The organism is Pseudoduganella sp. R-34 (genome assembly GCF_049904655.1).
Lineage (GTDB): Bacteria > Pseudomonadota > Gammaproteobacteria > Burkholderiales > Burkholderiaceae_D > Rugamonas.
Genome location: NZ_CP184572.1, coordinates 3,683,884 through 3,709,012 on the forward strand (window position 1 = coordinate 3,683,884; position 25,129 = coordinate 3,709,012).

At 59.9% G+C, this 25,129-nt stretch carries 17 protein-coding genes and 1 pseudogene; 9 read left to right on the top strand and 9 right to left on the bottom strand.

Features of this window, described 5'->3' with window-relative positions; genetic code table 11:
* Complete coding sequence (locus ACN9MW_RS16870) at positions 1–1,215, top strand: PepSY-associated TM helix domain-containing protein (protein ID WP_426161594.1); 1,215 nt, start codon at positions 1–3, stop codon at positions 1,213–1,215.
* 3 nt (positions 1,216–1,218) lie between these two features.
* On the opposite strand, the gene ACN9MW_RS16875 is transcribed toward ACN9MW_RS16870, so the two are convergent.
* From ACN9MW_RS16875 to ACN9MW_RS16895, 5 genes are all read right to left on the bottom strand, one after another.
* Positions 1,219–2,289, bottom strand: coding sequence for a trypsin-like serine protease (locus ACN9MW_RS16875; protein WP_426161595.1), 1,071 nt, complete (start codon positions 2,287–2,289; stop codon positions 1,219–1,221).
* A 185-nt stretch (positions 2,290–2,474) separates the two neighbouring features.
* A complete protein-coding gene (locus ACN9MW_RS16880) occupies positions 2,475–2,891 on the bottom strand; it encodes a response regulator (protein ID WP_426161596.1) in 417 nt (138 codons plus the stop codon).
* A gap of 76 nt (positions 2,892–2,967) precedes the next feature.
* Positions 2,968–4,428: a ShlB/FhaC/HecB family hemolysin secretion/activation protein gene (locus ACN9MW_RS16885; protein WP_426161597.1), complete on the bottom strand. Its 1,461-nt coding sequence runs from the start codon at positions 4,426–4,428 to the stop codon at positions 2,968–2,970.
* Positions 4,429–4,653: 225 nt separating this feature from the next.
* Complete coding sequence (locus ACN9MW_RS16890; protein WP_426161598.1) at positions 4,654–9,777, bottom strand: YDG domain-containing protein; 5,124 nt, start codon at positions 9,775–9,777, stop codon at positions 4,654–4,656.
* Positions 9,778–10,044: 267 nt separating this feature from the next.
* Positions 10,045–11,016, bottom strand: a complete 972-nt coding sequence (locus tag ACN9MW_RS16895) for a hypothetical protein (protein WP_426161599.1) — start codon at positions 11,014–11,016, stop codon at positions 10,045–10,047.
* A gap of 529 nt (positions 11,017–11,545) precedes the next feature.
* Between ACN9MW_RS16895 and ACN9MW_RS16900 the strand changes: the two genes are divergently transcribed.
* Positions 11,546–12,424 carry a hypothetical protein gene (locus ACN9MW_RS16900; protein ID WP_426161600.1) on the top strand — a complete coding sequence of 293 codons (879 nt, stop codon included), beginning with the start codon at positions 11,546–11,548 and terminating at the stop codon, positions 12,422–12,424.
* 44 nt (positions 12,425–12,468) lie between these two features.
* Here ACN9MW_RS16900 and ACN9MW_RS16905 read toward each other — a convergent pair whose 3' ends face one another.
* Positions 12,469–13,806, bottom strand: a complete 1,338-nt coding sequence (locus ACN9MW_RS16905; protein WP_426161601.1) for a 3-oxoacyl-ACP reductase — start codon at positions 13,804–13,806, stop codon at positions 12,469–12,471.
* Positions 13,807–13,890: 84 nt separating this feature from the next.
* Complete coding sequence (locus ACN9MW_RS16910) at positions 13,891–14,367, bottom strand: DUF2726 domain-containing protein (RefSeq protein ID WP_426161602.1); 477 nt, start codon at positions 14,365–14,367, stop codon at positions 13,891–13,893.
* A 168-nt stretch (positions 14,368–14,535) separates the two neighbouring features.
* Here ACN9MW_RS16910 and ACN9MW_RS16915 point away from each other — a divergent pair, with 168 nt between their 5' ends.
* Positions 14,536–15,600 (top strand): CAP domain-containing protein, encoded by a 1,065-nt coding sequence (locus ACN9MW_RS16915; RefSeq protein ID WP_426161603.1) that lies wholly within the window; start codon positions 14,536–14,538, stop codon positions 15,598–15,600.
* 180 nt (positions 15,601–15,780) lie between these two features.
* On the opposite strand, the gene ACN9MW_RS16920 is transcribed toward ACN9MW_RS16915, so the two are convergent.
* A complete protein-coding gene (locus ACN9MW_RS16920) occupies positions 15,781–17,457 on the bottom strand; it encodes an Ig-like domain-containing protein (protein ID WP_426161604.1) in 1,677 nt (558 codons plus the stop codon).
* Positions 17,458–18,042: 585 nt separating this feature from the next.
* Here ACN9MW_RS16920 and ACN9MW_RS16925 point away from each other — a divergent pair.
* The 3 genes and pseudogenes from ACN9MW_RS16925 to ACN9MW_RS16935 all read left to right on the top strand — a co-directional run.
* Positions 18,043–18,346: pseudogene (locus ACN9MW_RS16925) on the top strand (transposase); the annotation flags it as partial.
* A 140-nt stretch (positions 18,347–18,486) separates the two neighbouring features.
* Positions 18,487–18,978, top strand: a complete 492-nt coding sequence (locus ACN9MW_RS16930) for a hypothetical protein (protein ID WP_426161605.1) — start codon at positions 18,487–18,489, stop codon at positions 18,976–18,978.
* Positions 18,975–20,672, top strand: coding sequence for a M48 family metalloprotease (locus ACN9MW_RS16935; protein ID WP_426161606.1), 1,698 nt, complete (start codon positions 18,975–18,977; stop codon positions 20,670–20,672). The genes ACN9MW_RS16930 and ACN9MW_RS16935 overlap by 4 nt, the downstream gene beginning before the upstream one ends.
* Positions 20,673–20,731: 59 nt before the next feature.
* Here ACN9MW_RS16935 and ACN9MW_RS16940 read toward each other — a convergent pair whose 3' ends face one another.
* Positions 20,732–20,911 (bottom strand): helix-turn-helix domain-containing protein, encoded by a 180-nt coding sequence (locus ACN9MW_RS16940; protein WP_426161607.1) that lies wholly within the window; start codon positions 20,909–20,911, stop codon positions 20,732–20,734.
* Between the two features lie 442 nt (positions 20,912–21,353).
* Between ACN9MW_RS16940 and ACN9MW_RS16945 the strand changes: the two genes are divergently transcribed.
* The 3 genes from ACN9MW_RS16945 to ACN9MW_RS16955 are packed head-to-tail and all read left to right on the top strand — an operon-like array spanning position 21,354 to position 25,084.
* Positions 21,354–22,031, top strand: a complete 678-nt coding sequence (locus tag ACN9MW_RS16945; protein ID WP_426161608.1) for a hypothetical protein — start codon at positions 21,354–21,356, stop codon at positions 22,029–22,031.
* Positions 22,028–24,028, top strand: coding sequence for a hypothetical protein (locus ACN9MW_RS16950; protein ID WP_426161609.1), 2,001 nt, complete (start codon positions 22,028–22,030; stop codon positions 24,026–24,028). Before ACN9MW_RS16945 ends, ACN9MW_RS16950 begins: the two co-directional genes overlap by 4 nt.
* A gap of 3 nt (positions 24,029–24,031) precedes the next feature.
* A complete protein-coding gene (locus ACN9MW_RS16955) occupies positions 24,032–25,084 on the top strand; it encodes an ATP-binding protein (RefSeq protein WP_426161610.1) in 1,053 nt (350 codons plus the stop codon).
* Positions 25,085–25,129: the final 45 nt, after the last annotated feature.

A 25,129-nucleotide genomic window follows, 5' to 3' on the forward strand; every position in this document is an offset into this window, starting at 1 on the left:
ATGCGCGCAAGCTGGACGCTGGTGCACCGCTATCTTGGCCTGCTCACGGCGGGCTTCCTCTTCATCAGCGGCCTGACAGGCGCTGTCATCTCGTGGGACCACGAGCTGGACGATCTGCTGAACCCGCACTTGATGGAAGCACATACGCCGGGCCGGCCGCAGTCTTCGCTCGCGCTTGCGCGCCAGATCGAGCAGCGCCATCCGGAAGCCAGGGTTTCATACATCCCGCTGCATGCGGAGCAGGGAAAGTCGCTGGGCTTCGGGTTGGATGCCACCGGCTTCAACCAGGTCTTCGTCGATCCGGTCAGCGGCGCGGAGTTGGGCAAGCGCGAGTGGGGCGCGGTCTGGCCGATCAGCAAGGAGACGCTGGTCTCATTCCTCTACCGCCTGCATTACTCGCTGCACGTCCCGGAGATGTGGGGCATAGACCGCTGGGGCATCTGGCTGATGGGCGTGATAGCAATGGTGTGGATGGTGGACAGTTTTGTCGGCTTCTACCTCACGCTGCCAGTACGCACACGCACGCCCGGGGCACGCGGCTGGTGGCAGCGCTGGAAGCCCGCATGGAAGGTCCGCTGGAGCGGCGGCAGCGCCAAGCTCAATTTTGACCTGCACCGCGCTTTCAGCCTGTGGACATGGGGGCTGTTGTTCATCCTGGCGTTCACCGCCTTCTCGCTGAACCTGTACCGTGAGGTCTTCTACCCGGTGATGCAGACGGTCTCGGAGTTGACACCAACTCCCTTCGATACCCGCACGCCAAGGGATTTGCGCAATCCGATCCTGGCGCATATCGGCTATGAAGAAGTATTGCAACGGGCAGCGCAGGAAGCGGCGCGCCGTACATGGAAGGAACCGGCCGGAAGCGTGTTCTATTCCCAGGCCTACGGCATCTACGGCGTCAGCTTCTTCAAGCCGGGCGACGACCATGGCGCAGGCGGCGTCGGGCCTGCCGTGCTGTATTACGACGGGGTCGATGGACGCCTGCTCGGAGATCGCCAGCCCTGGAAAGGGACTGCGGCAGACATCTTCGTGCAGGCCCAGTTCCCATTGCATTCCGGCCGCATCCTGGGCCTGCCCGGCCGGATCCTGGTTTCCGCAATGGGTGTCGTGGCGGCGATGCTGAGCGTCACCGGCGTGGTGATCTGGTGGCGCAAGCGGACTTCGAGGAACAGGGTGGCTGCGGCGCAACGGCGTGGGATGCAGCCCGCCGGTTGAACGTCACGGGCGCCGCTCCCGGCGGCGCACGCACGCCAAGGCAAACAGGCCGAGCGCAAATACCGCCATGCTGGCCGGCTCCGGAACCACCTGTATCGCGCCGCCGGTCGCGGCCACCAAGTAGTCCAGGTAGCTGTGCAGGATGATGCCGCCGAAGTAGGAGCCGAACGCGCCGGCGACAATTCCGTCCGGCGTGCCGCCGAACGTGTTGGTGGCAATCAGCATCAGCTCGCCATATTGCTCGATGAAAGACGGCCCGCCAGAATCGCCGCCGCCAATGCCCGACTCGCGGTCGTTGGGCAGTTGGGCCGAGCAGGCGAGGCCCCATTCGCAAAACGAATCGTGGCCATTGCCGTCGAAGTCCGCATACCAGACTTCGTTCGGGCCATTGAAGCCCTGTTCATCGTCGGCATCGAACAGGTCGACGACGTTCTGTCCGGTACGTTTGATGCGGAAATCGGGACTGATGGTATAGCCATTGATGCCATCGCCGGAGGTTCCATAGCCAGCCATGATGATGCGGGTATTTGCCTGCAGCTGCTGGCCGGCCAGCTTGTAGACCTTGGCGGAGGCCGGGGCGTCCTGGCCAAGCGTGATCACGGCGAGGTCATCGTTCACGCAAAAGCCCGGCACGCCAGCAGGGCAATTGCCGAAGCCTCCGTAATTCGGGTTCATCTGGACCTTGGTAGCGGTGACGACGGCGCGGCCAGGATCGCCCGGCGTGGAGGAAGCATTGAAGACAACGCGTACGTCATTGCCGGGCTTGTTAAGGTCGATCAGGCTGCCTTTGCCATTGGTATCCACGCAGTGACCGGCCGAGACTACCTGGCGTTTGCCGACCAGGGCGCCGGAGCAGATATAGCTCAAGCCGTCATATCGGATATTGATGCTGACGACGCCCGAAAAGGGAGATGCGGCGTTGTTCGGGTCGACGTGGGCTGCCGGCGTATCAGGCAGGGCGCCCGAGGTGATCAAGGGGGTGATGGTCCCGTTGGGAACCGCTTGGGCCGTGCCGCTGATGGCCGCCATCGCTACCGCCATGCCGAGCAGCCTGCTTGCAATGAGTTGTCGCACGTCATTTCCTCCCGAGAATATTGCCCAGTGAATCAACATGTCGGGAAAACGTTTAGCAATTTTCGCGCCTGGAAGGGAAGCTTCTTTACTTTCAGTCACTTGCCGCAAAGCCATGACAGCGTGCTTGAAAAAGCGTAAAGCTTTCCGACATTGCATTGCAAATTGATACAGATTGACCGGGGAGTCTACTGCCGGGCCGCCAGCCGTCGCCGGGCAGCGATGAGGGTGTCGGTAATGGAGCCGATGCTGAAGGGTTTGACGATGAAGCCCAGCGCCCCGCGAGAGACTGCTGCCCGCACGACTTCCTGGTCGTTATGCCCGGATACGACAATGACGAAGACGTCCGGCGAGCGCGCCTTGAGTTCGGAAAGCAGTTCCAGACCGTCGCCATCGGGCAGCCCGAGGTCCAGCAGGACGATGTCTGGCATCAGTTGCATGCAGCGTGCAAGGCCAGCCTGGGCGGTACCCGCTTCGCCGAGGACCGCCAGTTCGGCTTCGTTTGCCCCCAGGCGCATCATTGACCGCATCATTGCGTTGTCGTCAATGATGAAGACGGTCTTGGGCTGCTGCTTATGAAAGGGAGCGATAGTATCAGAATGCATGGCGCAACCTGTATGCCAGCTGTCAGCAGCGGCAGGTTAACACCATGCTGCGCCGGGCGGCGCGCGTATCGGACGCTCAGAAGCGGTAGCCCACGTTCAGCCACGCCATGGGCTGGCTATGGTGCGGCTCGGATCGCGGCTCGCCGCCGCGCGTGCGCCACGCCGCGATCAGGGAAGCATTGAAGGCACGGTTGTCATAACGCAGGCCGGCACCTGCACCAGCCAGGGTGCGGTGATTGCTGTCGCTGGTCCAGGGTTCGCGGTTGGAGGTGATGCGGCCGGCATCGTAAAACAGGTAAGGCATGAATGCTCCGGCGGCATAGCGCACTTCGAGTTGCAGCAGGGCGCCTGCATCGCCGTAGCCTTCGCCACCGGGATAGGCGCGCACGCCATTGCGGCCACCGAGGCCGAATTTTTGCGACGAGTCCAGGTTCTTGCTGGCCCATTGCGCTGACAAGCGTCCATACACGTCCAGGTGCTCGGCGACCGATTGGATGCGTGCGAGGTCGAGGTTCAGTTTCGAAAAGCGGCCGGCGCTGCGGGCCGTGGCTGCGTCGGTCTCGAGCAAGGCGCCATCGAGACTGAGGCGGCCCGGCGTCCAGGACACGGCACCGTAGGTCACGCCGCCCCGCAACAGATTGTCGCGCACGTCGAAATTGACGGCGATCGGCACGGTGTTGCTGCTCTTGTCGCTGTTGCTGTCCGTGGCGCCTTGCTGGTCGCGCAGGCGCTTGTGTTCGAGCGTCGCCGACAAGGTGATGTTGCGGCGCTGCGAGCGCACCAGCGGGTAGCTAAGGCCCGCACTGCTGACGTTGGCTGTACCGGTCGCATTCAGAGCTGCGAAGCTGTCTCCCAGCGCATAGTACGAACGGCTGTAGCCGATACGGCCGCGCAGGCCCGTTGCGCCGAGAGGCAAGGCGTATGCGGCGGAGCCGAACCACATTTGCTCGTTGGTGTACATGCCCTGCAGCGAAATCTGGTCACCTAGCGTGAATGGGCTATCGATGTCCAGGCTGGCGTGTGCGCGCGTGCGACCGGTGTAGCGGGTGCCGTTGTTGTCGAGGCCGATCTCGCCCGCATAGCGATGATCGCGCTGCACTTCGATAGCGAGGTCGCCGGTGCCGACCTCCTTGCCCGGACGGACTACAGGCACGCTGCGCACGCCCGGCTGGTCGTCGAGGATCAGGGTGACGCGTTCGAGTTCGTGGCTTTCGATGACGCTGCCCGGCTTCAGCGGCGACAGGAAGTGCTGGGCCGCGGGACTCAGGGACGTGTCGCCGTTTGCGGTGATAGAACCGTAGCGGCCTTCCAGCACCTCGATGCGCAGGACGCCCAGCTGCAAATCCTGTTGTGGCAGGTATGCCCGTGCAAAAGGATAGCCTGCGGCACGGTAGTAGGCGGATAACTTGTCGGCCAATGCGCTGAGGCCGGCGAAATCGAACGTCTTGCCAACCACAGGGCCCAGTTCACGCAAGAGTTCGTCTTGCGTGATCAGGGTGTTGCCGGTGACCGTTACCTGTTTCAGCGTGACTGTCAATCCGCCAGGTGGAACCGTCGCGGGGGGAGGTGGGGGAGGTAGCGGGAGGGGCGGCGCGGGAGTGGGTTCCCGCAGCGCCCGCTGCCCGTTTTCCTGTAAGGATTGCGTACCTTGCTGTGCAAGGGCTGCCTCGGCAAAGGCGTAAAAGATGGCGATGGTCAGAATGGTGTTAGCTGGTCTCATGTCGGCTTTCAACGCTGTCTGATTGGCAACACCATTCTATCGTTACTTTTGGTCGTTTGTCGCGGTTCCTTGGTTGCTTGCGTCGGCCGATGGCATTTGGATGCCGCCGGAAACCACAAACACGCTCAGAAACTTGACGTCGCGGCCTGCGGTGAGGCTTTGCGTTGCTGGCATGTTGTCGCGGTTGCTGGATCCGGATTGCACGTTGCTCGAGTCACTTACATCGGTGTAGTTCAAGCCACCCACGCTCAGTGAAGGCAAGGTCGGGGTCGCGCCGCCGATGGTTACGGGGCTCGCGGCCTGGGCTGCAATGGCGGTCCTTGCGTCAGGGGCGGCTGCTGGCGTAGCGGCCGGTGTTGGAGTTGCGATTGGGGTTGGCGCTGGCGTGGCTACAGGCGCAGGTTCAGGCGCAGCGACGGGAGCAGGTGCCGGAGCCGGTACGACTTGCGGAACCTGGGCCGCTGCCGGAGTCGGAACAGGCGCAGGTTCAGGCAGCGCGACTGGCGCAGGGGCTACCGGTACGACTGGTGCCGGCGTTGGAATGGCCACTGGCGAAGGCGCGGGCGTCACTACTGGCGTCGGCGCTGTGACCGGCGTCGGTATTGGGGTTGGAGTTGGAGCCGGCACTGGTACAGGAAGCGGAACCGGCACGATGACCGGTTCAGGAACCGGCGCCGGGGCAGGCACGGAGACCGGCTCAGGGACAGGCGCTGGGACGGGCGCGCTGACCGGTTCAGGAACTGGCTCCTGTGCAGGCGCCGGCACAGGAGCAGTCTCGGGAACAGGAACGGGAACAGGTGTCGGCACCGGCGTTGGCGCTGGAACAGCCGTGATGCTGGCCGTGCTTACGCCGCTACCGGAGAAGCTGTAGTTGCCGGCATCGCTTCCTGCCAGCGCAAGTCCAGCCACGCTGACGCTCAACCCGGTGCCGGGAGTAGCCTGCGCAAACTGCGCGCTCGCCGCACTACTGTCGACGCTCACGTCATCGCCGCTGATGACGCCGGACAGGGAACCGCTGGAGGTGAGCGCCGCTATGGTATTGCCGTCCTCCACTTTGTCTGCGGTGGCCAGGTCGCCCACGCTCAACGCTTTCGGGAAGATGGAGGCCGTCATCCCGGCCGGCATCGTCAACTGATAGTTCGACGCCAGGCCGGTACCATCAGCGAGCACAATGCCGCTCACGGAAACCGCCTTGTTATTGCCCGCGTTGCGATCTGCAAACGCCCCGGTCTGGCCGGAGAAGCTCAGAGTTTCCGAACCGACCAAGCCACTCAAGGAACCGCCTACAAGGCTGGCGCCCGTGGTCCCGTCATAAGTCTTGTCGGCCGCCGACATGCCGACGATTGTCAGCGCTTTGCGCGCGATGGACGCACTGGTGTCGGACTGGCCCGTGATGATGTAGTTGCCGACGTAATCGCCGCCGTAGCTGCTGGCGATGTTGACCACCTTGGCAGCGCCGGCATTCTTGTCTGCGAACGCGCCGGTTGCCGAAAGGCTGATCGTCTCGCCGGAGACGAGGTTGGAGAACACGGCATTGCTGGTATCAAGCTGCGCCGCAGTGGTGCCATCATAGGTCTTACCAGCTGCAGTAATGCCGGATACAGTCGTCGCGCGCGGAGTGATCGCCGCAGTAACGCCGGTTGGCAGCGTCAGCTCGTAGTTCGATGCCAGGCCGGTACCGTCAGCGAGCACGATCCCACTGACGGAAACAGATTTGTTGACGCCGGCATTGCGATTCGCAAATGCACCGGTCTGTCCGGCGAAACTCAAGGTCTCCGAACCTACCAGGCCGCTCAACGCGCCGCCGGCCAGGGTGGCGTCAGTCGTTCCGTCATAAGTCTTGTCGGCAGCCGACATGCCGACAACGGTGAGGGCTTTGCGAGCAATCGTCGCGGTGGTACTGGCTTGGCTGGTGATGGTGTAGTTGCTGCCGCCGCTATAGTTGCTGTTAATGGCCACGAGCTTGTTGCTTCCCGCGTTCGCATCGGAGAACGCGCCGGTCGCCGACAGGCTGATGGCCTCGCCGGCAACAAGGTTGGAGAATACTGCGTTGCTGGTATCGATCTGCGCCGCCGTGCTGCCGTCGTAAGTCTTCCCGGACGCGGTAATGCCCGACACCGTGGTAGCGCGCGGCGTGATCGTGCCAGTCACCCCGGAAGGATTGCTGATGGTGTAGTTCGAAGCAAGGCCGGTTCCGTCCGACAGCTGCAGGCCGCTCGCAGTCACTGCTTTGGCCGTGCCGACATTCTTGTCTGCGAAAGCGCCGGTCAAGCCTGAGAAGTTCAAGGTCTCAGCGCCAACCAGGCCGTTCAAGCTTCCGCCGTTCAGCGTTGCCGAGGTATTGCCGTCGTAGACCTTATCGGCCGCCACAAGCCCGGTCAGCGTCAAGGCCTTGGCCGCGACGGATGCGGAATTCGCCGCGCCGGCTGAGCCCAGGCCGGGCAGGCTGTAGTTGGACGCCAGGCCATTGCTGCCGTTGGCCAGCGTAATGGCATTCAGATAGCTTGCACCGTTCACATTGGCGCTGTTCGCAGTGGCGCCCGCGTAGTTCAAGCTCTCGCCGGAGACCAGGTTGCCCAGCGTGACATAGCCGCTCATGTCGGTGCTGCCGTCATAAATCTTCGCCGCCGTCAGCGTGACGGGACGAGCAGTGATGCTGGCGGACGCGCTGGCCGAAGTGTTGGCCAGCGTGTAGTTGCCGGCGTCGGCGCCACTGAGGGTGATGTTGCTGATATCGACAGTGTAATTGCCAACGTTCTTGCTGCCAAAGGCGCCGCTGCCACTGAGGCTGACCGCATCACCGGCCACGATGCCGGTTGCGGAAACAGCTGCTGCAGTCGTCCCGTCATACACCTTGCTGGAAGCAGCCGGGGTCAGGTTCTTCGGCGTGATGGTATAGCTGCCCGTGTTGAAATAGCCCACGGCATAAGTAGTCCCAGCGCTGGTGTAGCTGGATGGATTGGCCGCATCGGCGTTCAGGCTGGCATAGGAACCTGCATTCTTGCTGCTGGTCGTGTATGACACCGCTGGCGTCAGCGCAGAAACGGAGAAGCCATTCGGGCCGCCCATCGTGGTGAAGGAGAGGCCGGTGGCGGTATTGTTGCCGTCGTAGGTCTTGGTGCCGGCAGCATTCTGGATCACGTAAATCGGCTGCGTCGACATGCTGACGGCCTGGTAGGTCGCGTACAGGTAGCTGTTGTTCGAGCCCGGGATCACCAGCGTGCCGCAGTTCGGGTAAGGCGAAGCGCAGCTCGACAACTGCGGCGACTGGGTGTAGGCCGACAGTTGTGGCACGCCGTTCACGAGCACCAACCAGCTGGCAACCGAGTTGCCCTGGAATGCCACGCGCGCCCGATTGCCGTAGGAGACCAGGCCGATCGCGCCCTGGTCCAGCACCGCCTGGGTATTGCCCGCAGTAGTGTTGACGGCATTCAGCAGCATGCCGCCGCCAGCCGAGTTGCCGACCGTGGTGAGGGTGTTCGAATTGCCCTCGAAGGCGACGCCAAAGGTCTTGTTGCCGGCGGTGCTGACGCCGGTGATGAACAGGTTGCCGGTGCCGGAGTTGATGTTCGCATTCGACATGATGTACACGCCGCCGGTGACGCCCGAATAGCTGCCGTTGTTGGAGCCAACCAGCGACTTGCCGTTGATGACAATGTTGCCGCCGCCGGACAGGATATTCATGCCGCGCTCCACGACCACGGCAGCGGTGCCGGAGCTGGAATTGAGTGCATAGCCAAAACCATTCGCCTGTGCGCCCGCATTGCTGCCGACCATGATGTTGCCGCCATTGCTCTTGATATTGGCATTGATGTCGACACCACCGAGCGTGGCGTTTGCCGCGTTGGCCGCGCTCAAGGTCACGCCAAGCTTGCCGACGGTGGAACTGATCTCACTGTTCACGGCGATATTGCGGTCGGCGCGCAGCGTCAGCGTCGCATCGCCGCCTGCGGTCTTGCTGATTGCGCTGGCGACGGTGATGTCGCCGCTGCCAGAACCGGTACTGCCGTAATTTGCGAGGCTGGACTGGGTGGTGATGGTCACGCTGGTGCCCACGTTCAGGGCGCTGACGATATTGCTTGCCGCGCTGGCGTCGATCGTATAGTTGTACGGATCGATCAGCCAATGGCCTCCCTGTCCATGTGCTGCGCTGGCGTCGATCTGCACGGCACGTGCCGTCGCCACGTGCGCCGCAGAAGTCTCGATAAAGCCGCCGTTGCCGCCGTCCGGCGCGCTGGCATCAAGCTTGCCTGCGATGTCGATGCGGCCGTTTTCCATGTCGCCCAACAGCAGGATCTGGCCCTGTTCGCCGGTGGCCAGGGTGCGCGCTTGTACCACGCCATCGTTGTTGATGACGGTGCTAATCAGGTCGCCGGCCGCTTTTGCAGTCATCAGCACTTTGCCGCCGTCGGCACGAATGGCGCCGCCGTTCTCGATCAGCGCATCAATGGCGCCTTTCCGGACCTGCAGCTTGACCGGGCCGCCGAGGTCCAGCATCACCTCGCTGCCGGCGCCCAGCAGCACATTCCCGCGTTCGGCCGAAATCTCGCCGACGTTGCTGACATGCGCCGCCACCAGGGCTACCGAGCCGCCGTTGAAAGCCTTGATGTTGCCCTGGTTGATGACCGCGTTGGCGCTCGCGCCTTGCAGCGTGTAGTTACCGGACATGAAGTCCTGGTTGCTCATGTTCAGGGTCGAGGCGAGCAGGCCGCCCACATTCACCTGGGCCGTAGGCGAGAACAGCACGCCGTTCGGGTTCAGCAGGAAGACCTGGCCATTTGCCTTCAGTGCGCCCTGGATCTGCGAAACGTCGCTGCCGGTGACGCGGTTCAGGGCGACTGCGGAAGAGGAGGGCTGCACGAAGTTGACAGTATTCCCTTTGCCGATCGAGAACGAATTCCAGTCGATCGCCATCCTGGCGCCGCCCTGGTTGATCGTCATCGAGCTCCCTTGCTGGCTGATCTGGCCTTGGCCGGCGACGACCACGCCGCCGGTAGGCAGCTCGGCCGCCAACGCTGCCCCACCAAGCAAGGACAGGCTCGCTGCCGCCATCGCGCGACGCGTGGCGCGCGCGCTGCGTGCTTTGCCATGGGCTCCGCCCAGTTCGGAACGTACTTGCCACATGCCCATGCTGGCATTCCACACAACTCGGAAAATCCTGTTCATAACGCTACCTCGGACGTTGAAATGAGACGGATCGGGCAATCGCGTTTGGATAAACGGAGCCAGACTCGGAACAGCAGGATTCAGGGCTGTGGGAACTCGGTCGCCTTGGACGGCGGAGCGGTGCGCGGAGGTAGGGCGTCACCAGGAAGATGCAATTTCTGTACGGCAATGACGATATTACACAGGTTTACCAGTTTTCACACGGCAACTTCGAAAAATAGTTCTCGGCGTTGGTACAGCGCATCACCTTTCGAAACGCAAGCCGCCTCAGGGCAGCCAGTTGATGCGGCCGCACGCGGCCAGGGGCTTGCTGTCGCGCGGAAGACGAATGGAATAGCGATCTTCGGCGCCGCCGATGATATGGGTGGCCCCATCGAAGGGAATGACCTGCACCGGTTGGCAAGCCTGGTAGTAGCCTGGCGTGCCCGGGTTGATGCCACGCATGACAAAGGCGATCCAGCGCCCGTCGGGTGACCAGGCCGCGCCTTGTACCGATAGTCGAACCGAGCCATTGGCGATGCCCGCTGAAGGCTGCGTAAGCAGTTGCAATTTGCTGTCGCCGATGCGGGCCGCGTAAAGCAGTCCGAGCGGCACCCTGGCCTGTGTCTCAAGAGTCAGGATGACATGTTTGCCGTCCGGACTGGCTTTCAGGCTGGCGCCTTCCACATCGGCGCCGCCCGGTATCTCGAGCCTTGTTTGCGAAATGATCCCTTCGCCGGGCTTGGCGACGACCAGGGTGTTGCCGGCCAGGTAAACATAGCGGCCGTCAGGCAGCCAGTCGAGCGCGTGCGTCGCGCCTTGTGTCGGGTAGCGTAGCGGCGAGCCGTTCTCGATCAGCTTCAGTTCCCGGCCGATGACGAAAAGGCGCGGCTTGCCCTCCTGGTTGGGTTGCCAGTATCCCAGCAGGTATTTGCCATCGGGCGAGGGGATGGCGGAACGGAATTGTGGGTCCAGGCCACGTTCGCGCAACGGCACCAGGTTGATTGCAGCAAGCACGTCCATCGTGCGGCCATCCATGAAGGCGAGGTTGCCGAGCGGATCGGTTCGCAGGAGCGTTCCGCTGCCTGCGGGGTGCCCGGCGGCCCAGGTGTCCGCGCTGGTTTGGCCTTTCGCAATTTCGCTGCGGGGCATGCGTTGCGTTTTCCCGCTGGAGAGTTCAACCAGGCTGGTCTCAAAAGCCTGCTGGCGGCCATCTTCAATCAATAGGCTGCCCGGCAGGACCGGCGGGGAGGGGCGCATATCGGCTGCTTGCGACGCAAAGCTGGATAAGAGAAGCGCCAACAGGAGCGTGCGACGAGTCAGTTCAGGCCTGGACATGGGATTTGCAGGGCGAGTGTAGAGGCGGGCCATCGTAGCACGGTATCCGGCGCCTTTGAAAAATAGGGGGCAACCGAACTCAAAACTAGGTGCCAGCACCAATTCGCGCTTCGCCCCAACTCCCTAAAGTGCTGGACATGCAGCCGCGCCACATCGCGTAGCCAGCATGTTCGCAGCACTTTCACAGACCCGAAGTCCAAACAAGGAGTTATGCAATGGATGCCCAAAACAATGCTTCCGCCATGCAATCGAACCAGATGTTTCCCCCGATGCCCGACGCACTCGATATGCCGTCGCCACAATCCGCCGCCGACATTCGCCCAAACCTGACTGGCCCCGGCGAACTGGTGAACCCGGAACTCCTGCGTATCAAGAGCGTGCGGGCAGCCTGCAATTCCCAGCCAATATCCAGTGGTCCTACAACCCGGATGATGCCAAGCGCCTGCGCCACATGCCGGATATCTACGTGCGTCCAGGCGGCCTGCCATTCGGCACCAGCTACGGGTCCACGCCAATCAGCCCGACCGACATGGAACTGGAGATCGACGGTCTGAGCATGTTCGTCACACCGGTCGCCAGCGCGGTGCCAATCGGTGCACCGGTGCGCGTGAACATCACGATGCAAAACCAGTCCAGCACCCCGATCGCCGCCCCTAACACATTGAGCATGAAGAGCGGCATTGTGCGAGGCAAAGTCATCGACCCTTGCGGCACGATCCGCAGCTTTGCGCCGATCGTCATCTGCGTTGAAGACGACCAGGTTGAACCGCTGGAAGCGCAGGACACCGTGGAGCACTCGCTGACCCTGCTGCGCGGCGGCCAGGGGGCACTGTTCCCGATGCCAGGCGCTTACCGGATCATCGTCGAAGCTCGCTGGGACAATGGCGGCCTGGAATGCACCTGCACCGGCGAGAACACGGTGATGGTGACATCCGCAGTCGACCAGGCGCATGCGGAAGCAGCCTTGAAAGTGCTGTCAACGCCCGACACGCTGTTGTCACTGGCCATCGGCGGCGACCACCTGTACGAAGGAATGGCCGCTATTGACGCTGCAATCGCCAATCCGGTGCTGCGCCCGCACTTCGCCTATATCGAAGCCAAGCGCATGGCAACGCGCTTCCGTGATCGCAAGGCCGACTTCGGCGCAGCCGCCAAACTGATCGACAGCAGCACGGTCATGAGCCCGGCCGAATTGAAGCGCGCAGCGGCCTGGGTCAAGGATGCAGGCCCCAGCACGGCGCCGGGCAAGCAGCTGGCCAAGGAGTTGACCAATAAAGCCAAGGGAATGAAGATCAAGGACGGATTGAAAGATCTTGCTGAACAGGCTTGATGAACGGAAGGGGAGTTCACTCCCCTTGCAAATCCGCTGAAGGATCAAGCACCCATCAATCCCTGGCCACACACCCGGATCGTCTGCCCGCTGATTCCGCAGGCGCCGGGTGTGCACAGGAAGGTCACCAGCTCTGCGACATCGCGTGGTTTGCCGCCTTGCGCCAGCGAGTTGAGGCGCCTTCCGATCTCACGCGTCATGAAAGGCATTTTCCGGGTCATTGGCGTTTCAATGAAGCCCGGCGCGACGGCATTGAAAGTGATGCCTCGCGAAGCATGCAAGCGCGCCTGTGCTGCAACGTAGCCGATCAAGGCCGCTTTCGAAGTAGCGTAGTTTGTCTGGCCAAAATTGCCGGCGATCCCGCTGATCGAAGACAAGCAGACAACGCGCCCATTTTCGCGCATCAAAGCCTCCTCCTGCATTCGCTTGTCGATCGCCGCGATGGCCGCAAGATTGATGTCAAGCACCTGTTCCCATTGGCGCGCTTCCATCTTGGCCAGCGTCCGGTCACGTGTTACGCCGGCGTTATGCACGACAATGTCAACGCCGCCGAAGTTCTCCTTCAGGAATCGTGCAAGCTGCGCCGGGGTATCAGAGGCGGCGATATCGAGCGCTAATGGCAATCCGCCGATTCGCCTGGCGCCGGCACTCAACTCATCGGTGGAAGCCGGCATATCGAGCGGCACCACTTTGGCCCCTTCCTGCGCCAGCCGTTCGGCCGTTGCAAGACCAATGCCGCGCGCGGCGCCGGTGACCAGTGCGACTTTGCCTGCCAGGGTCGCAGTCAAAGGCAGGGCGCCTGGAGCATTCGTTTCGGCCGAAACGTGCACCACCTGGCCGGTGACGTACGCGCATTGCGGCCCGCAGAAGAAGCGCACCAGGCCGTCAAGCCGATCCAACGCCTCTTTCTGCACGCTGGCCAGGTTCGCAGTAACACCGCGCCGGCCAAGTTCCTTCGCCAGCGAACGGACAAAGCCCTCCAATCCACGCGCCACGGCCGCCGCCACAGGATCCTGTTTGGAATCGACCGGCGGAGCAACCAGCAGCACGCGTCCATTGCGAGCGATGCGCCTGATCTCCTGGTGGAAAGCCGAATACACGGCCCTCAGGTCGACGACGCTGCGGCAGCCGGTTGCATCCATCACAAAAATGTCGACGGATTCCACCGCTTCCTTGGCGCCTGCGCGCTGGAGCGCAGCCATAAGTGTAGAAGACGCATAAGCACCCTCCGTAGTCGCAAGCAGGAAGGACTTTGACAGGAAGGGCTGCGCGACGTAGGGATCGGCAGAACGATGCAACTCAGTCGGGTTAGGCAGCCCAATGGCGCGGACGACAGGACCGATGACGGGCCAACGGTTAATTTTGATCAGGGTATCGGACATGTACAGTTCAGGGCAAGTTGGCAATCCGGGACGAAACTATACTACCGAACCCCGGCAAGGCTAATAGAGCAATCCCACGAATTCTCAGGCAGCCTTTGGAACTGTCGTCGGCGCGGCCTTGCCCGCAACGTCAAATTGGACCCGTTCGATGTCTGGAATTGTCTTGTACCGCAAGACTCGGTATCCCGCGCTCTGTAACAGGGCATCCCTATTGGCATCCTGCGACTCACGGCCACGGTGGCTTGAGTCGTCGAGTTCAATGACAGCTGCAATCTCAAATGCATTTGTGCAGACGACAAAGTCCGCGACCTTTTTATCGAAGCGATTCCGCGTCGCCCGGTCCTTGGAGGTTATGAGAGCGGAGAAGGCGACTTGTGAAAGCACTACAGCATTGGGGAATGCTTGAACCAAGCGGAAGTACATGGCTTGCTCGTTTTCGGACACGGGTCTGCGAGCAGTTATCACCCTAATTTTCCCGCGGCTGTTCTTCTTTGCTATGGTTGCGAGCGCGCTGATCATTGCGACAACGAGCGCCATGATCAGCAAATACGAGAGTTTCAACGTCCACCTCCAGGCTATAGAAACGGAAAATTATAGCGAACCGTTCCTCACATTTCCTAAAATCAGATGGCAGATTCACAATATACCGCCCAATAAGACGCTGACTTCCCCGCAACTAGGTAATAATGCCGCCTCAGTTAATTGTGCCGTATGGCAATAAAGAGGCTAATGATGAAAACGACAACAGCATCCCCCGCAGCGCGAATCCTGGTGGTGACTTTGACGGCGATGATGGCGGGTTGCGGCGGCGGCGGTTCCGAGCCATCCAGTTCGTCCGGGCAATCGCTTACTTCCCCGGGCACCACGCCGACCACGCCGACGACGCCGACTGCACCCACGACCCCGACCACCCCAACAACGCCATCCGGCGGCATGGCGGCAATCAACACCAGCAGCAGGGCGGAAGTGGCGGCCTTTTACAACACAACCATGCTGCCTGCCTTCTCGGTTCCGATGCAGTGGACCGGGTCGACCCAGGGCTGTGTCGCCGGTACCACCTCTGCCGAATATAAGGCGGCTGTGCTCAATACTGTGAACAGCTTCCGGGTACTGGCCGGTTTGCCAGGGAATGTTTCCCTCAATCTCACGCATTCGGCGATGGCACAGCAAGCGGCCTTGATGATGGATGCGAACTCCCAGCTAAGCCACTCGCCGCCGACTTCGTGGAGTTGCTATACGGCTGATGGCGCGACGGCAGCGGGCAGGTCCAATCTGGCGCTGGGCAACGCAGGACCAAATGCTGTGCGGGCGTATATTGCCGATAGCGGCACTTCGAGCCTGGGGCACCGCCGCTGGGTGCTCTATTCGCGCCTTGGCGAGGTTGGGACTGGCGACACGACGCGAGCCAATTCGTTGTGGGTATTTGACGGAACCGTCACCGCACCGGCGACTGTGGCGGAAACAGGCGTCGCCTGGCCGGCGCGTGGCTACGTGCCCTGGACCACGAAAGTCGCCGACCCTAGCCACCCTTGGAGCTTCTCTTTGCCCGGCGCAGACTTCAGCGGCGCGAGCGTGACGATGAATAATGACCAGGGCAAAGTGCTCTCCGTCAGCAATGTCGGTCAGCTGCCAAGCGGTTACGGCGACAACACCATGAGCTGGAAACTGGATGCTCCCGCAAGCGAATGGTCACGCTCTCCGGCCGACACCAAGTTCAATGTCCAGATCAGCAATGTGAAAGTTGGCGGACAAGCCAAGTCTTTCCAATACAGCGTTACCTTCTTCGTGCCATAAGTTGAAGATTTTCCCGGCACAGTAGAAGAGGGGAGTTGACCAGCTACGTCCGCAGTGTGATCACTGATCACTGGACGTAGCATCAAGTCTGAATTGCTGAAACCAGTCGGTGCTTGTGACCTTTGCACTCGGCATAGATCAGGTCCATTAACTTCCTGTCCGGTTCAATCGTCCCGCGCATCACTGGAAACGGTTTGCACGCATTTCCGCGTTTAGCCCGGAGTTGAAACTCCATACGGCGGTCGCTGTGCCCGAAGCGGCTACCACTAGCGCCGGCGAATTCGCAAACAGATAGGGACTCGCCACGTACTCGTGGATGGCCGCGGTGTTCCACTGTTTGGTCCTTGAATAGAAATGGGCCGCAATCGGAAGATTGTCTTGTACTGCTGTGACGATTACATTGCCAGCTGAATCGGCACCGATTCTTGGTTCAGCCAGAATACCTGCGCGGGGAAGCACGGTTTGTGGCTCTGACCATTGAGATGAGGCGGCATCAAAGCGAGCGCCATTGATCGCATCTCCTTCGAGCCAAACTGCCGTGACATTGCCCGTGCTGTCGATCGCGATCACTGGAGGATTCACCCCGACGAATGAGGCACTCTTGTCCAGGCGACGTATCGGACTCCAGGCAGCCTTTCGCACGTCGTAAATCGCTGCGTGCGCGGTTGGACTTGCCATCATCCCATATTCGCGCTTCCAGCTGAGTGCAACATTGCCGTTTGCCGATGCAGCGAGTCGCAGCCCATACACAGCAGATTTGTCGAGTTCCAGAGCTGCACTCCAAGAGCCATCGCTCTTGTTGTATCGCGAGACCTTCAATCCATTCTCAACCCAGGCCGCGACAGCATTGCCGCTACCGTCGACTGCCAGGGCATAACCGTAGAAGTAGTTGCTAGACGCGGTGTCCAGGCGCACTGGAGGGCTCCATGTGGATGTCTTCAGATCGTAGCTTGACGCAAACAAACCCGGCGCAGTGGCAAATCCGTAGGCCTGGCTGAAAAAATGCAACTTTCCAGATGGATCTGCAGCCATAACTGTCCCGTCGAACTTCGCGGTGACAGGAACCACGCTTACTTCGGTCGTCGCTTCCCACGTCGCGAGATCGGCACGATAGCGCTTCAGTAGAAAAGCGGAATCGCCATTCCGGTACTCGTTCCAACCCAGGTAGACGTCCCCTGTTGGTGCGCTCACCATTTGCACGCCACCAATGGGATTGGATTCGGCAGCAACATATAGAGGCGCCGGGGCGCTCCAACTGTTCTTTTGTGCATCGAGCAGGCTGAAATATATTGTGTTGGGGGCGGTCACTGCGTACCAAACAGCGACGGTATTCCCCTTGCCATCATTAGCTATCACCGGCGCCGTCCCGGCTGTGAAATAGCTCAGGCCACTAACTTTGCTCGACGCAGCAGCCCAATGTTGTGCCGCTGTCGTAAAGCTCCGGCTCGTCGCTGCTCCGAGTGTTCGTCCATTGGTACTGGCGATGGTCGCGCCAAGGTCCAGTTGATATGTCGTGTTGCCTGGAAGAGGAAGTGTGGTGGGGAGTACCCGAAGTTCGTTGCCGGTCGCCGATACGGTGACTGGTACGACAATCCCATCCGGGCCAGAAAGCTTGAGCGCGCTCGCGTTGGCTGTGCCTGCATCGACTGGTTCGCTGAAGGTCAACGTTAGCGCTGCTTCGCGCCCCACGTCGGTCGCCTTGTCAGCTGGTTGGCTACTTAGCAAGGTGAATGGCTGCGGCGTTGTATTATTTTCGGTACTGGGGGAAGAACTGCTACCCCCGCCGCTCCCGCAGCCAGTAATGGTAGCGAATAAAAGGGAGGCGGAGACTTTGAGGAGGAGGGCTGGAATTTTCATAGGGTGCCGATTTTGCCAGTAAGCACCTTGGTTGTCCATATGGTAATAGACGATTGCTTATTGTCATATTCCAGACGCTGTTGTGAGAGGAATTATCAATTCGTCCTAAAGATTAGGCGGCTTCGGTCCAGAGAATTTGGTTAGAGCGCGGTCATCAACTTTGCGTTTGACTGCTGAGCGCTACGATGGGAGCGCTCCAACATAAAGTTGATGACATTCTCCCCAGCAATTTGATGCGTGGTACGAATGGGGATCGACTTCTTTCACGCTCTCCAAGGAACTGTATTACGTCGACGCTTTAAGCGGGACATGGGGAATCAACGTAATCCTGTGGACATGGGGAATCCACGGTTGCAGTCAATGAGATCGCGATTACATGGGGCGTATCTCTCAAATGTTGGAGCCTCCCAGATTTCCGGTCCGGTTCAAACTATCGAATTGTCACGGTGTTGTTTTTATGAGTTCAACTGGTTTAACTTAAGCACTCACACTAAGTGGTACGTGCTTCTGGGAGCCTGGCTGGTAATTTGCATTAGAAATTAACATTCAGTTTAAGATAGGTATGTGTTTGCTCTCTGATGAGGAAGGCCGATCATCCATTCTGACCGTGGTGGCCACTATCGATGGCCGGGCTGTCTATCTCGGGTCGCAGATGCGAAGCTGACCCGATCAATGTCGCACAAAGCGTGCTCGCCCGACAACGCTGCGGGCGAAGGGTACTTCGGCAGGCTGAAGACGGAGATGTCTTATCCTGGGGACTGGCAATCGACGGCGAACGCAAAGTTCGTTGGGGGGAGGCGATGACTACATTCGCTGGTACAACGAAAAGCGAATCAAGAGATCTCTTGGCTATCTGAGCCCAATAGAGTACCGTGAAAGCTCGGGGTGAACAACACAAACCGGTCCAAGAAAATGTCCGCATCCCCGGTGGGTCAGATTTCAATCAGCGCCAACACCAATATGGTTCGTGCCTTTGCCTGGGCGCGCTTAAGCGCTGCTTAAGGCCTAGACAATAGCAAGGGGAACGGAATGAGGCTGACAAAGGGAGACGTTGTTGCGTGGCAGGTCGCCGCCGAGATCACGTCGACGGTTGCGCCGGAAGAGATGGAGTTCTTGCCGGAACTCGTCGAAACCGTACACGATGCGCCGCCCGCCATCGGCGGCAAGCCGGGCGCATTCAATGGACCTGAAATCGGCTCGGCGGCAATCGTGATCTACCAGGTCACGGTCGAAGCGCTGAGGTTCGCCTGTCCAAAACTATTCGACGCGGCGCTCGATGTGGGCAAGGATGTGCTCAAGAGGATACTGCTGCCTGGGGTGCGCGACAGCGCCCCAGGCAGCCACGCCAGCTCCGCCGGTACCGGCGCGGCGCCGCAGGTCGATATCATTCAGTTGCGCCAACTGATCGTCGCCGCAGCGAAGAAGAATAAGTTGAGCGACGCCACGAGCGAGCGCATTGCCGACGCGGTGGCAATCCATCTTCTGCGCACGAGCGAGGCAGCGTCGCCGGCGGCGCGGTGAAAGCGCTGAACCAGCAAATCCTGGGCGATGAAGCCCGCTGGGGATTCCGGCTGCTGATTGTGTTCTGCCTTGCCGATCTGCTCGACGTACGGACGCCGCTCGTCAATGCGATCGTCGCCGCCCTCGGGTGGGGCAACGATCTGTCAGTGGCGCAGTTGGCTTTTATGGTAGGGATATTGCAGATCAGCATCGCGTTGGTGCTCACGGCGACGATTTGCTACGTGCGCGTAATAGGCCTGAGGTGGCGCCTGCGTTTGCAGGACCTGCACGAACTCAGTCCACAGTTTGCGGATGCCATTGACGAGCAGAGCATGGAAATCGTCGGCAGGAAAACGCACCTGCTATCCAACTCGCGCATGATCGATGGCAACGCCTTCTGCCTGCCATCGTTTTTGGGGACGACTCTCGTCATTGGCGGTGGCCTACGCATGCAATTTAGGAGGGCGCCTTCGCAGGCGCTAGCTATTATTGCCCATGAGTTGGCGCACGTCAAAAACCACGACAGCGGCCTGATGCTCGTCAGCGTGTACCTCATAATGTCGTACATCGCGATTAACGTAGCCAGCGTCGTGTACACGCAGGCATGGTTCTTCCTGCAGATCCCATGGGACCGGTTCTTCGCGCTGGGCTTCTCGTTCCTGGACGTCCTGTTCTTTGAGGCCCGACCGATAGCTGTGAATGCGCTGCCGCTGTTGCCAGCCGCAGCCGTTGTACTGGCGACGCTGTTTTTGATTCGCAACCGCGAGATGTACGCGGACGAGGTGGCAGCGCTACACGGGTATCGCCGGGAGATCGCCGCAGTACTAAGAACCGACAGCGCGAAGATAAGACCGAGGTCGCTGTTCCACCCTCCCGCCACGGCGCGCTCGCGACGTATCGTCGATCCGCTCGGCTGGGGGCGACTTAACATGGCGTTTTTATGCTGTATCGCCCTGATCGCCTGCCGCGGCGCTGATGCATTCTCTGCTGCGTTGACGCCATTGAAGGTCGACACCACTCCGCACTCCGGCACCTTCGCCGACACGTTGCCACAGGTAGGTGGTAATTGGGCTTTCTGGCTCGGTGAAGCCGGCGGCATGCTCATCCTTGTGACCAGCGCCCTGATCATCGCCCACCACGTTTACCGGGCCGGCATGAGCTTGATCGCCCTCGGGTTCGGCAAAGCGGCCCTAGTCACACCGACCGCGCTAGCCGGCTTGTCCTGCACACTCGGGACCTGGCTCGGCACTGTGTTTTCGGCCCGATTCCTGTCAATGGCGACTGACCAGAATTACGCGCAGCTGACGCGCACCGTTTTGGCCGCAGAACTCGAAAGTGCATTCGTGTACGGTATGTTCTCTTGCGCCTTGTGTCTGTCGGCCAGCACCGCGGTGCTGATCACTGTGCGAACTCCAGCGAGACGCGCCGCTGGCGGCCTCCTGTGGCTGATCGCGACCCTGCTGCTTGCATTCATCTGGATGGTGCCGGTCAATTTGCTGTTCATGGCGCTAGTCCCGTTCATCACCGGGACGAGCCTCTACGAGGTGGATATCGGTGCCGATCTACCTTTCGGCACCGTGCTATTGATAGCCGCCATCCCCCTGGTGCTAGTGGCATCGATCGGCCATCTCGCAACGCGAAGGGCCGGGGATCGGCGAATGTTGGGGCATCCCGCGCGGGTCCACGCGAGCCGGCTCGTTGACGTCCCAGAGTAGTAGCAGGGACCTGGCGTCGGCGCCTAAGTGAAAGCCGCCGTGGCCCCGCGGGCAAACTCTTACGGAGCTGGATAAGGCACGTTCTGAAGCTCTGACCATAGATGGCGCCGGACTGTGTTTCGTGAGATGCCAAGCCGCCTAGCTATCTCTCGTAGGGGAATCTGGTGACGAAGGTGCCAGCGTCGAATTATGCCTAACAGAGCCACGTCGATCACTCCGATCTCCTGCCATGAAGACATGTGGAATTGTTCTACCGATGTGGGTCAGAATTAGTTGCAAATAAGTGGGGAAGGTGTCCGCATCTCGGGGGGGGCAGTTTTCGATGCATTCAACAGGAATCTTAATTTAAATTGACTTTTCTGTCTGATTACTCGCTTTGCTTTGCCAAAAAGTCGAGGTGAGGCCCTTTCCTATGGCGGAAGACCTGCTAGATTGAATTAATACTCGGAAAACCTTAGGCGCGAAAAGACTAGTCGCTTAAGAAAATTCACGACGTCGGGAGGTTCGCTATGCGATAAAAAGAAACACGCAGCGGCAGTTGTTTGCCCAGCCACCGCTGCAACGCCAAATGAAGTATGACGACGTTCTAATTGTGATTGTTGTCTTCCGCTAGGCAATAGTCAAGGTGTATCTTTTGCCTCGCGTGGCGCGCCTCCTTTTAACACATAGGGAGGGACAAAGATGCCATCACGATCTAAATCCAGGGCGCTGGTGATTGAAGGACGCACGCCGTCACCGGAATCTGTGCGAGATACGGCAAGCCAAAAGGCCGATATCTACTATTTCCAGTCGCCCAAGAATCATTGCAGGTTCGTCTTTCGCGACCAACTGGTCTTCTTCCTGGCCGTCCTGCTGGAAGCAGATCTCAACGTAATCTCGTATAACCCCACCGCATCTGGGACATCTCAGCAAGGGCCACAGCCTTGTCTCACAGCAGTGTTATTCAGTGGCCAAGAGGTAAGCTTCATCACCTGCTATCGGGTTGACAGCAGTTCTGCGATAACTGTCAAATCCCTTTCAGATTTGAGTACGCCACAGGATGATGGGCAACCAAAGGTGGTGACTGCACAGTTCATCCGGGACGAGCATATCCAGATCGAGAACTGGCTCCTGATCTGTTCGATCATGAATAGGGCGAAGAATTATTCGTGCATTGAAGAGAGTGACGCAGTTCGTCGGGAATTGCGACGGTTTTGTACCGTAAGCGTTGGAACACTGACCCGGGGAGCGGCGACTGACGAAGCCCGTATGCTCACAGCGATCGCAAGGGGGCTGCAGGGGGGCACGCTAATCTGCAACACCGCATCTGAGCCGCTCACTTACTGTTCGGCCCTGACCCTTCGTCGAGGCGTATCGTGAACTCCGTCGGCAGGGCAAGGCGCATGCTTAGAATTCCACTGGCCGCGTGGCCTGCTTTGGACCTTAGTGGCTTTGAAGAAGGCATTCGTACCGACGTCATGAACCGTTCCGCAGCGCTTCGTTTATACGAGCAGGGAACCGCGCTATCGACAATCGAGCGTACGACTGGCCTGCGTCGTCAACAGTTGAGCCGGCTGCTGCAGCGCTGCCAAACAGTCGCGCCAGATGGCAGAATCTACGGCCACCGGGCGCTGTTGCCAGGGCTGCGTATCAAGCCCTACACGCGAACCGCGCCGGTCATCCACGTGCGAGGTGACGGCAGCGCTGGCTACGCAGGTGCATTCACCAATCTCCTTGAGCAGCACCCTGGGTTGGAGAAATTCATTCTTGACGAATATTTACCTTCGACGCAGAAAAGGAAGGAACAACACGCGCGCATCAGCATTGAAAATTTGCATGGCAAGGTGATCACCTGGTTGAAAGAGCGAGGGCTGACGGATTTCCAGTGGCCTCTCAATACTCAAAATGAGGGACTGGAGTCATTACGCAGATACTGTAATACATTGCTCCATTCTCACGAAATGCGATGGATGAAGGCGCGAGCCGGCGCCAATGCGGCTATGCGCAACACCATTGGCCGTGGTGTACACCCCGTCTTTACGCCCTTGCGCCCGTTCACGGCGGCACAGCTCGACTTCCACAAAATCGATGCGGCCAGCGTCATCACGATCACCAACTCGTTTGGCGTCGACATCGATGTTCCACTGCCCAGATGGCATATCGGTCTATTATTTGAGGAGCGCCTTGAACTTATTCTCGGGGTGATCATTGCGCTCGAAAAGACCCCTAGCTCGGACAGTGTGCTGGAGACCATAGAATGCGCCTTGGTTCCGCTGGCAGCACAAGTGACAGGTTGTGGCCTAGCTATTGGCATGAATGGAAAAGTCTTTCCAAATCAGATTCTAGAACAACTACGGGCGCAAGGATTCAGCATCCTGCGCATGGACAATGGCTGGTCCAACACCGCTATCGATGTGATCGACAACCTCATCGACGTGATAGGCTGTGCCGTCAACTTCGGACCTGTGCGCGCTTGGTGGAGCCGCGATGGCATTGAACGCGTGTTCGGTCAAATGACTCGCGCCGCCATGCAATGTAGCCCCTCAACTTACGGTTCCGGGCCGACCGATACGCAGCGAAACAATCCGGAAAAAACCGCCGTGAGGCTTCAAATCCGTCTCAGCGACCTGGTGCGCGCGCTGGAGGCCGTGATTGTGAAGCACTACAGCGATCGCACGGAAGCGCTCAGTATGGGCGCCCCTTTGCCCAGCCTGGTCGCTACAATGAATAGTCCCAATGGCCTCTTCTTACGGGCACCGATTCCGGATGCTGACCGCGACGTACCCGGCGAGGGCAATTTGGTGCTGTATAAAACCATTCGGTCCGTTATACGAGGCAACCGCAAGAAAGGCGTGCGGCCTTATGTAAAAGTAGGCCGCTGGCGGTACACCAACCCGCGGATCGCATCGGATTACAGCCTCATTGGGAGCTCGTTGAACTGCTATTGCTCCATTCGCGATGCGCGCCTGGTGCGTGCGATAAGTCTATCTAGCGGGGAAGACTTTGGCAGGCTGGTGCCGCCAAACAGGTGGGCGCACACGCAAATGAGTTTTCGCATGCGTGCGCTGACTTATCGCAATGGTGCACCGATGCGGCGCAAGGAGCGTAGAAGTATCCGGGCCCACGAATGGTTACCGCCTGAGCGAGGTGGTGGGACGGGCCAGGACACGGTCGCGTCAGACAAGCCGACCAAGGATGAGGCTTTGGCATTGGCCCAACGTGAAAGTCGCAAGACGCACAGCGAGCCGACCGAGACCCAGCCAACGCCAGCACCGCTGCAGGAGCCAGACCCGTCGTCGCGGGCGCCGTTAGCAGGAATCGGACTGTTCAACCTGGACACGCTAGTTCAAATCGGACAAGTTCATCGAGAGGAGTAGATCATGGAACACACGCAGGTTTCAAGCACTTCATCGCCCCCGCTGTTTGCGCACACCGCCAGTCTGAACGATCAGGCTACCCCGCCCTTAACTTCGTTTCTGGCGCACCCCTTGCTGGCCAAAGGCGTGATCCTTCCCACACCGCCGATTCGCGAGTTAGTCACCGATTTACGCAAGGCTGTCATGCTGCGGGAACAGGGATACTGTTTTACCGCGACCAGCGGATACGGCAAGTCGTATGGGTTGGCCATGGCCGAGCGGGAGCTAAGGAGGCTGTTCGAAGACGTGCCGATCTATCGCCACGTCATCGACAACCATCAAGTGCCTTCAATACGGGCATTCTTTAAACACTTCCTGATCACTGTGGGTGAAACCAAGATCAGTGGTGAGACCTATGATTTGCGGATACGGCTTGAGCATCGGCTGATCGATAGCGGCAGGAGCAGCGACATGAAACTGGTGGTCATGTTAATCGACGAAGCCCAGGAGATGGCCCTGCAGGATTTCCAGTTTCTCAAAGACATCGGCAATCACCTCGAGGATGCGGGAGTGCAACTGGTGGTGATTATGATGGGCCAGGATCCGGACTTCACGGGGGCCATCGACAAGTTGCGCGAGGCCGGCCGTCTGGACCTGATTAGTCGGTTCACCCTACGCCGCGTACAGTTCCGGGGTTTGAGCACCAAGGAGGATATCCAGGCACTGCTGGCCGCAATTGACCAACAGGAGCATCCACCGGCGAGTAATTGCACGTGGACGCAATTCTTCGTTCCCAAAGCCTGGCAGCAGGGTTTTCGCATGAAAGACCAGGCTGATACGCTGGTCCAAGGGTTGCGGCAGCGCTTGCCTGGGCAGTCCTTGGCGCGGGGCGTTTCGGCCAGGCAGCTCTTTCTCGCCATTCGACGTTTTCTCGTCGACTACGCCGATATCGAAGCAAAAGGTGGGAACCTGCCGGAAAATTTATGGCATACCGCCATCGACTATGCTTTGATCAAAGATGCGGCCGAGATTGCTGCCGAGGACAAGCGCAAACGGCGCGGACGGGTGCGGCTATGAGACGGTTGAGCGTCCTGGGCGGCTCGGACTTGCCCCCGCTACCAT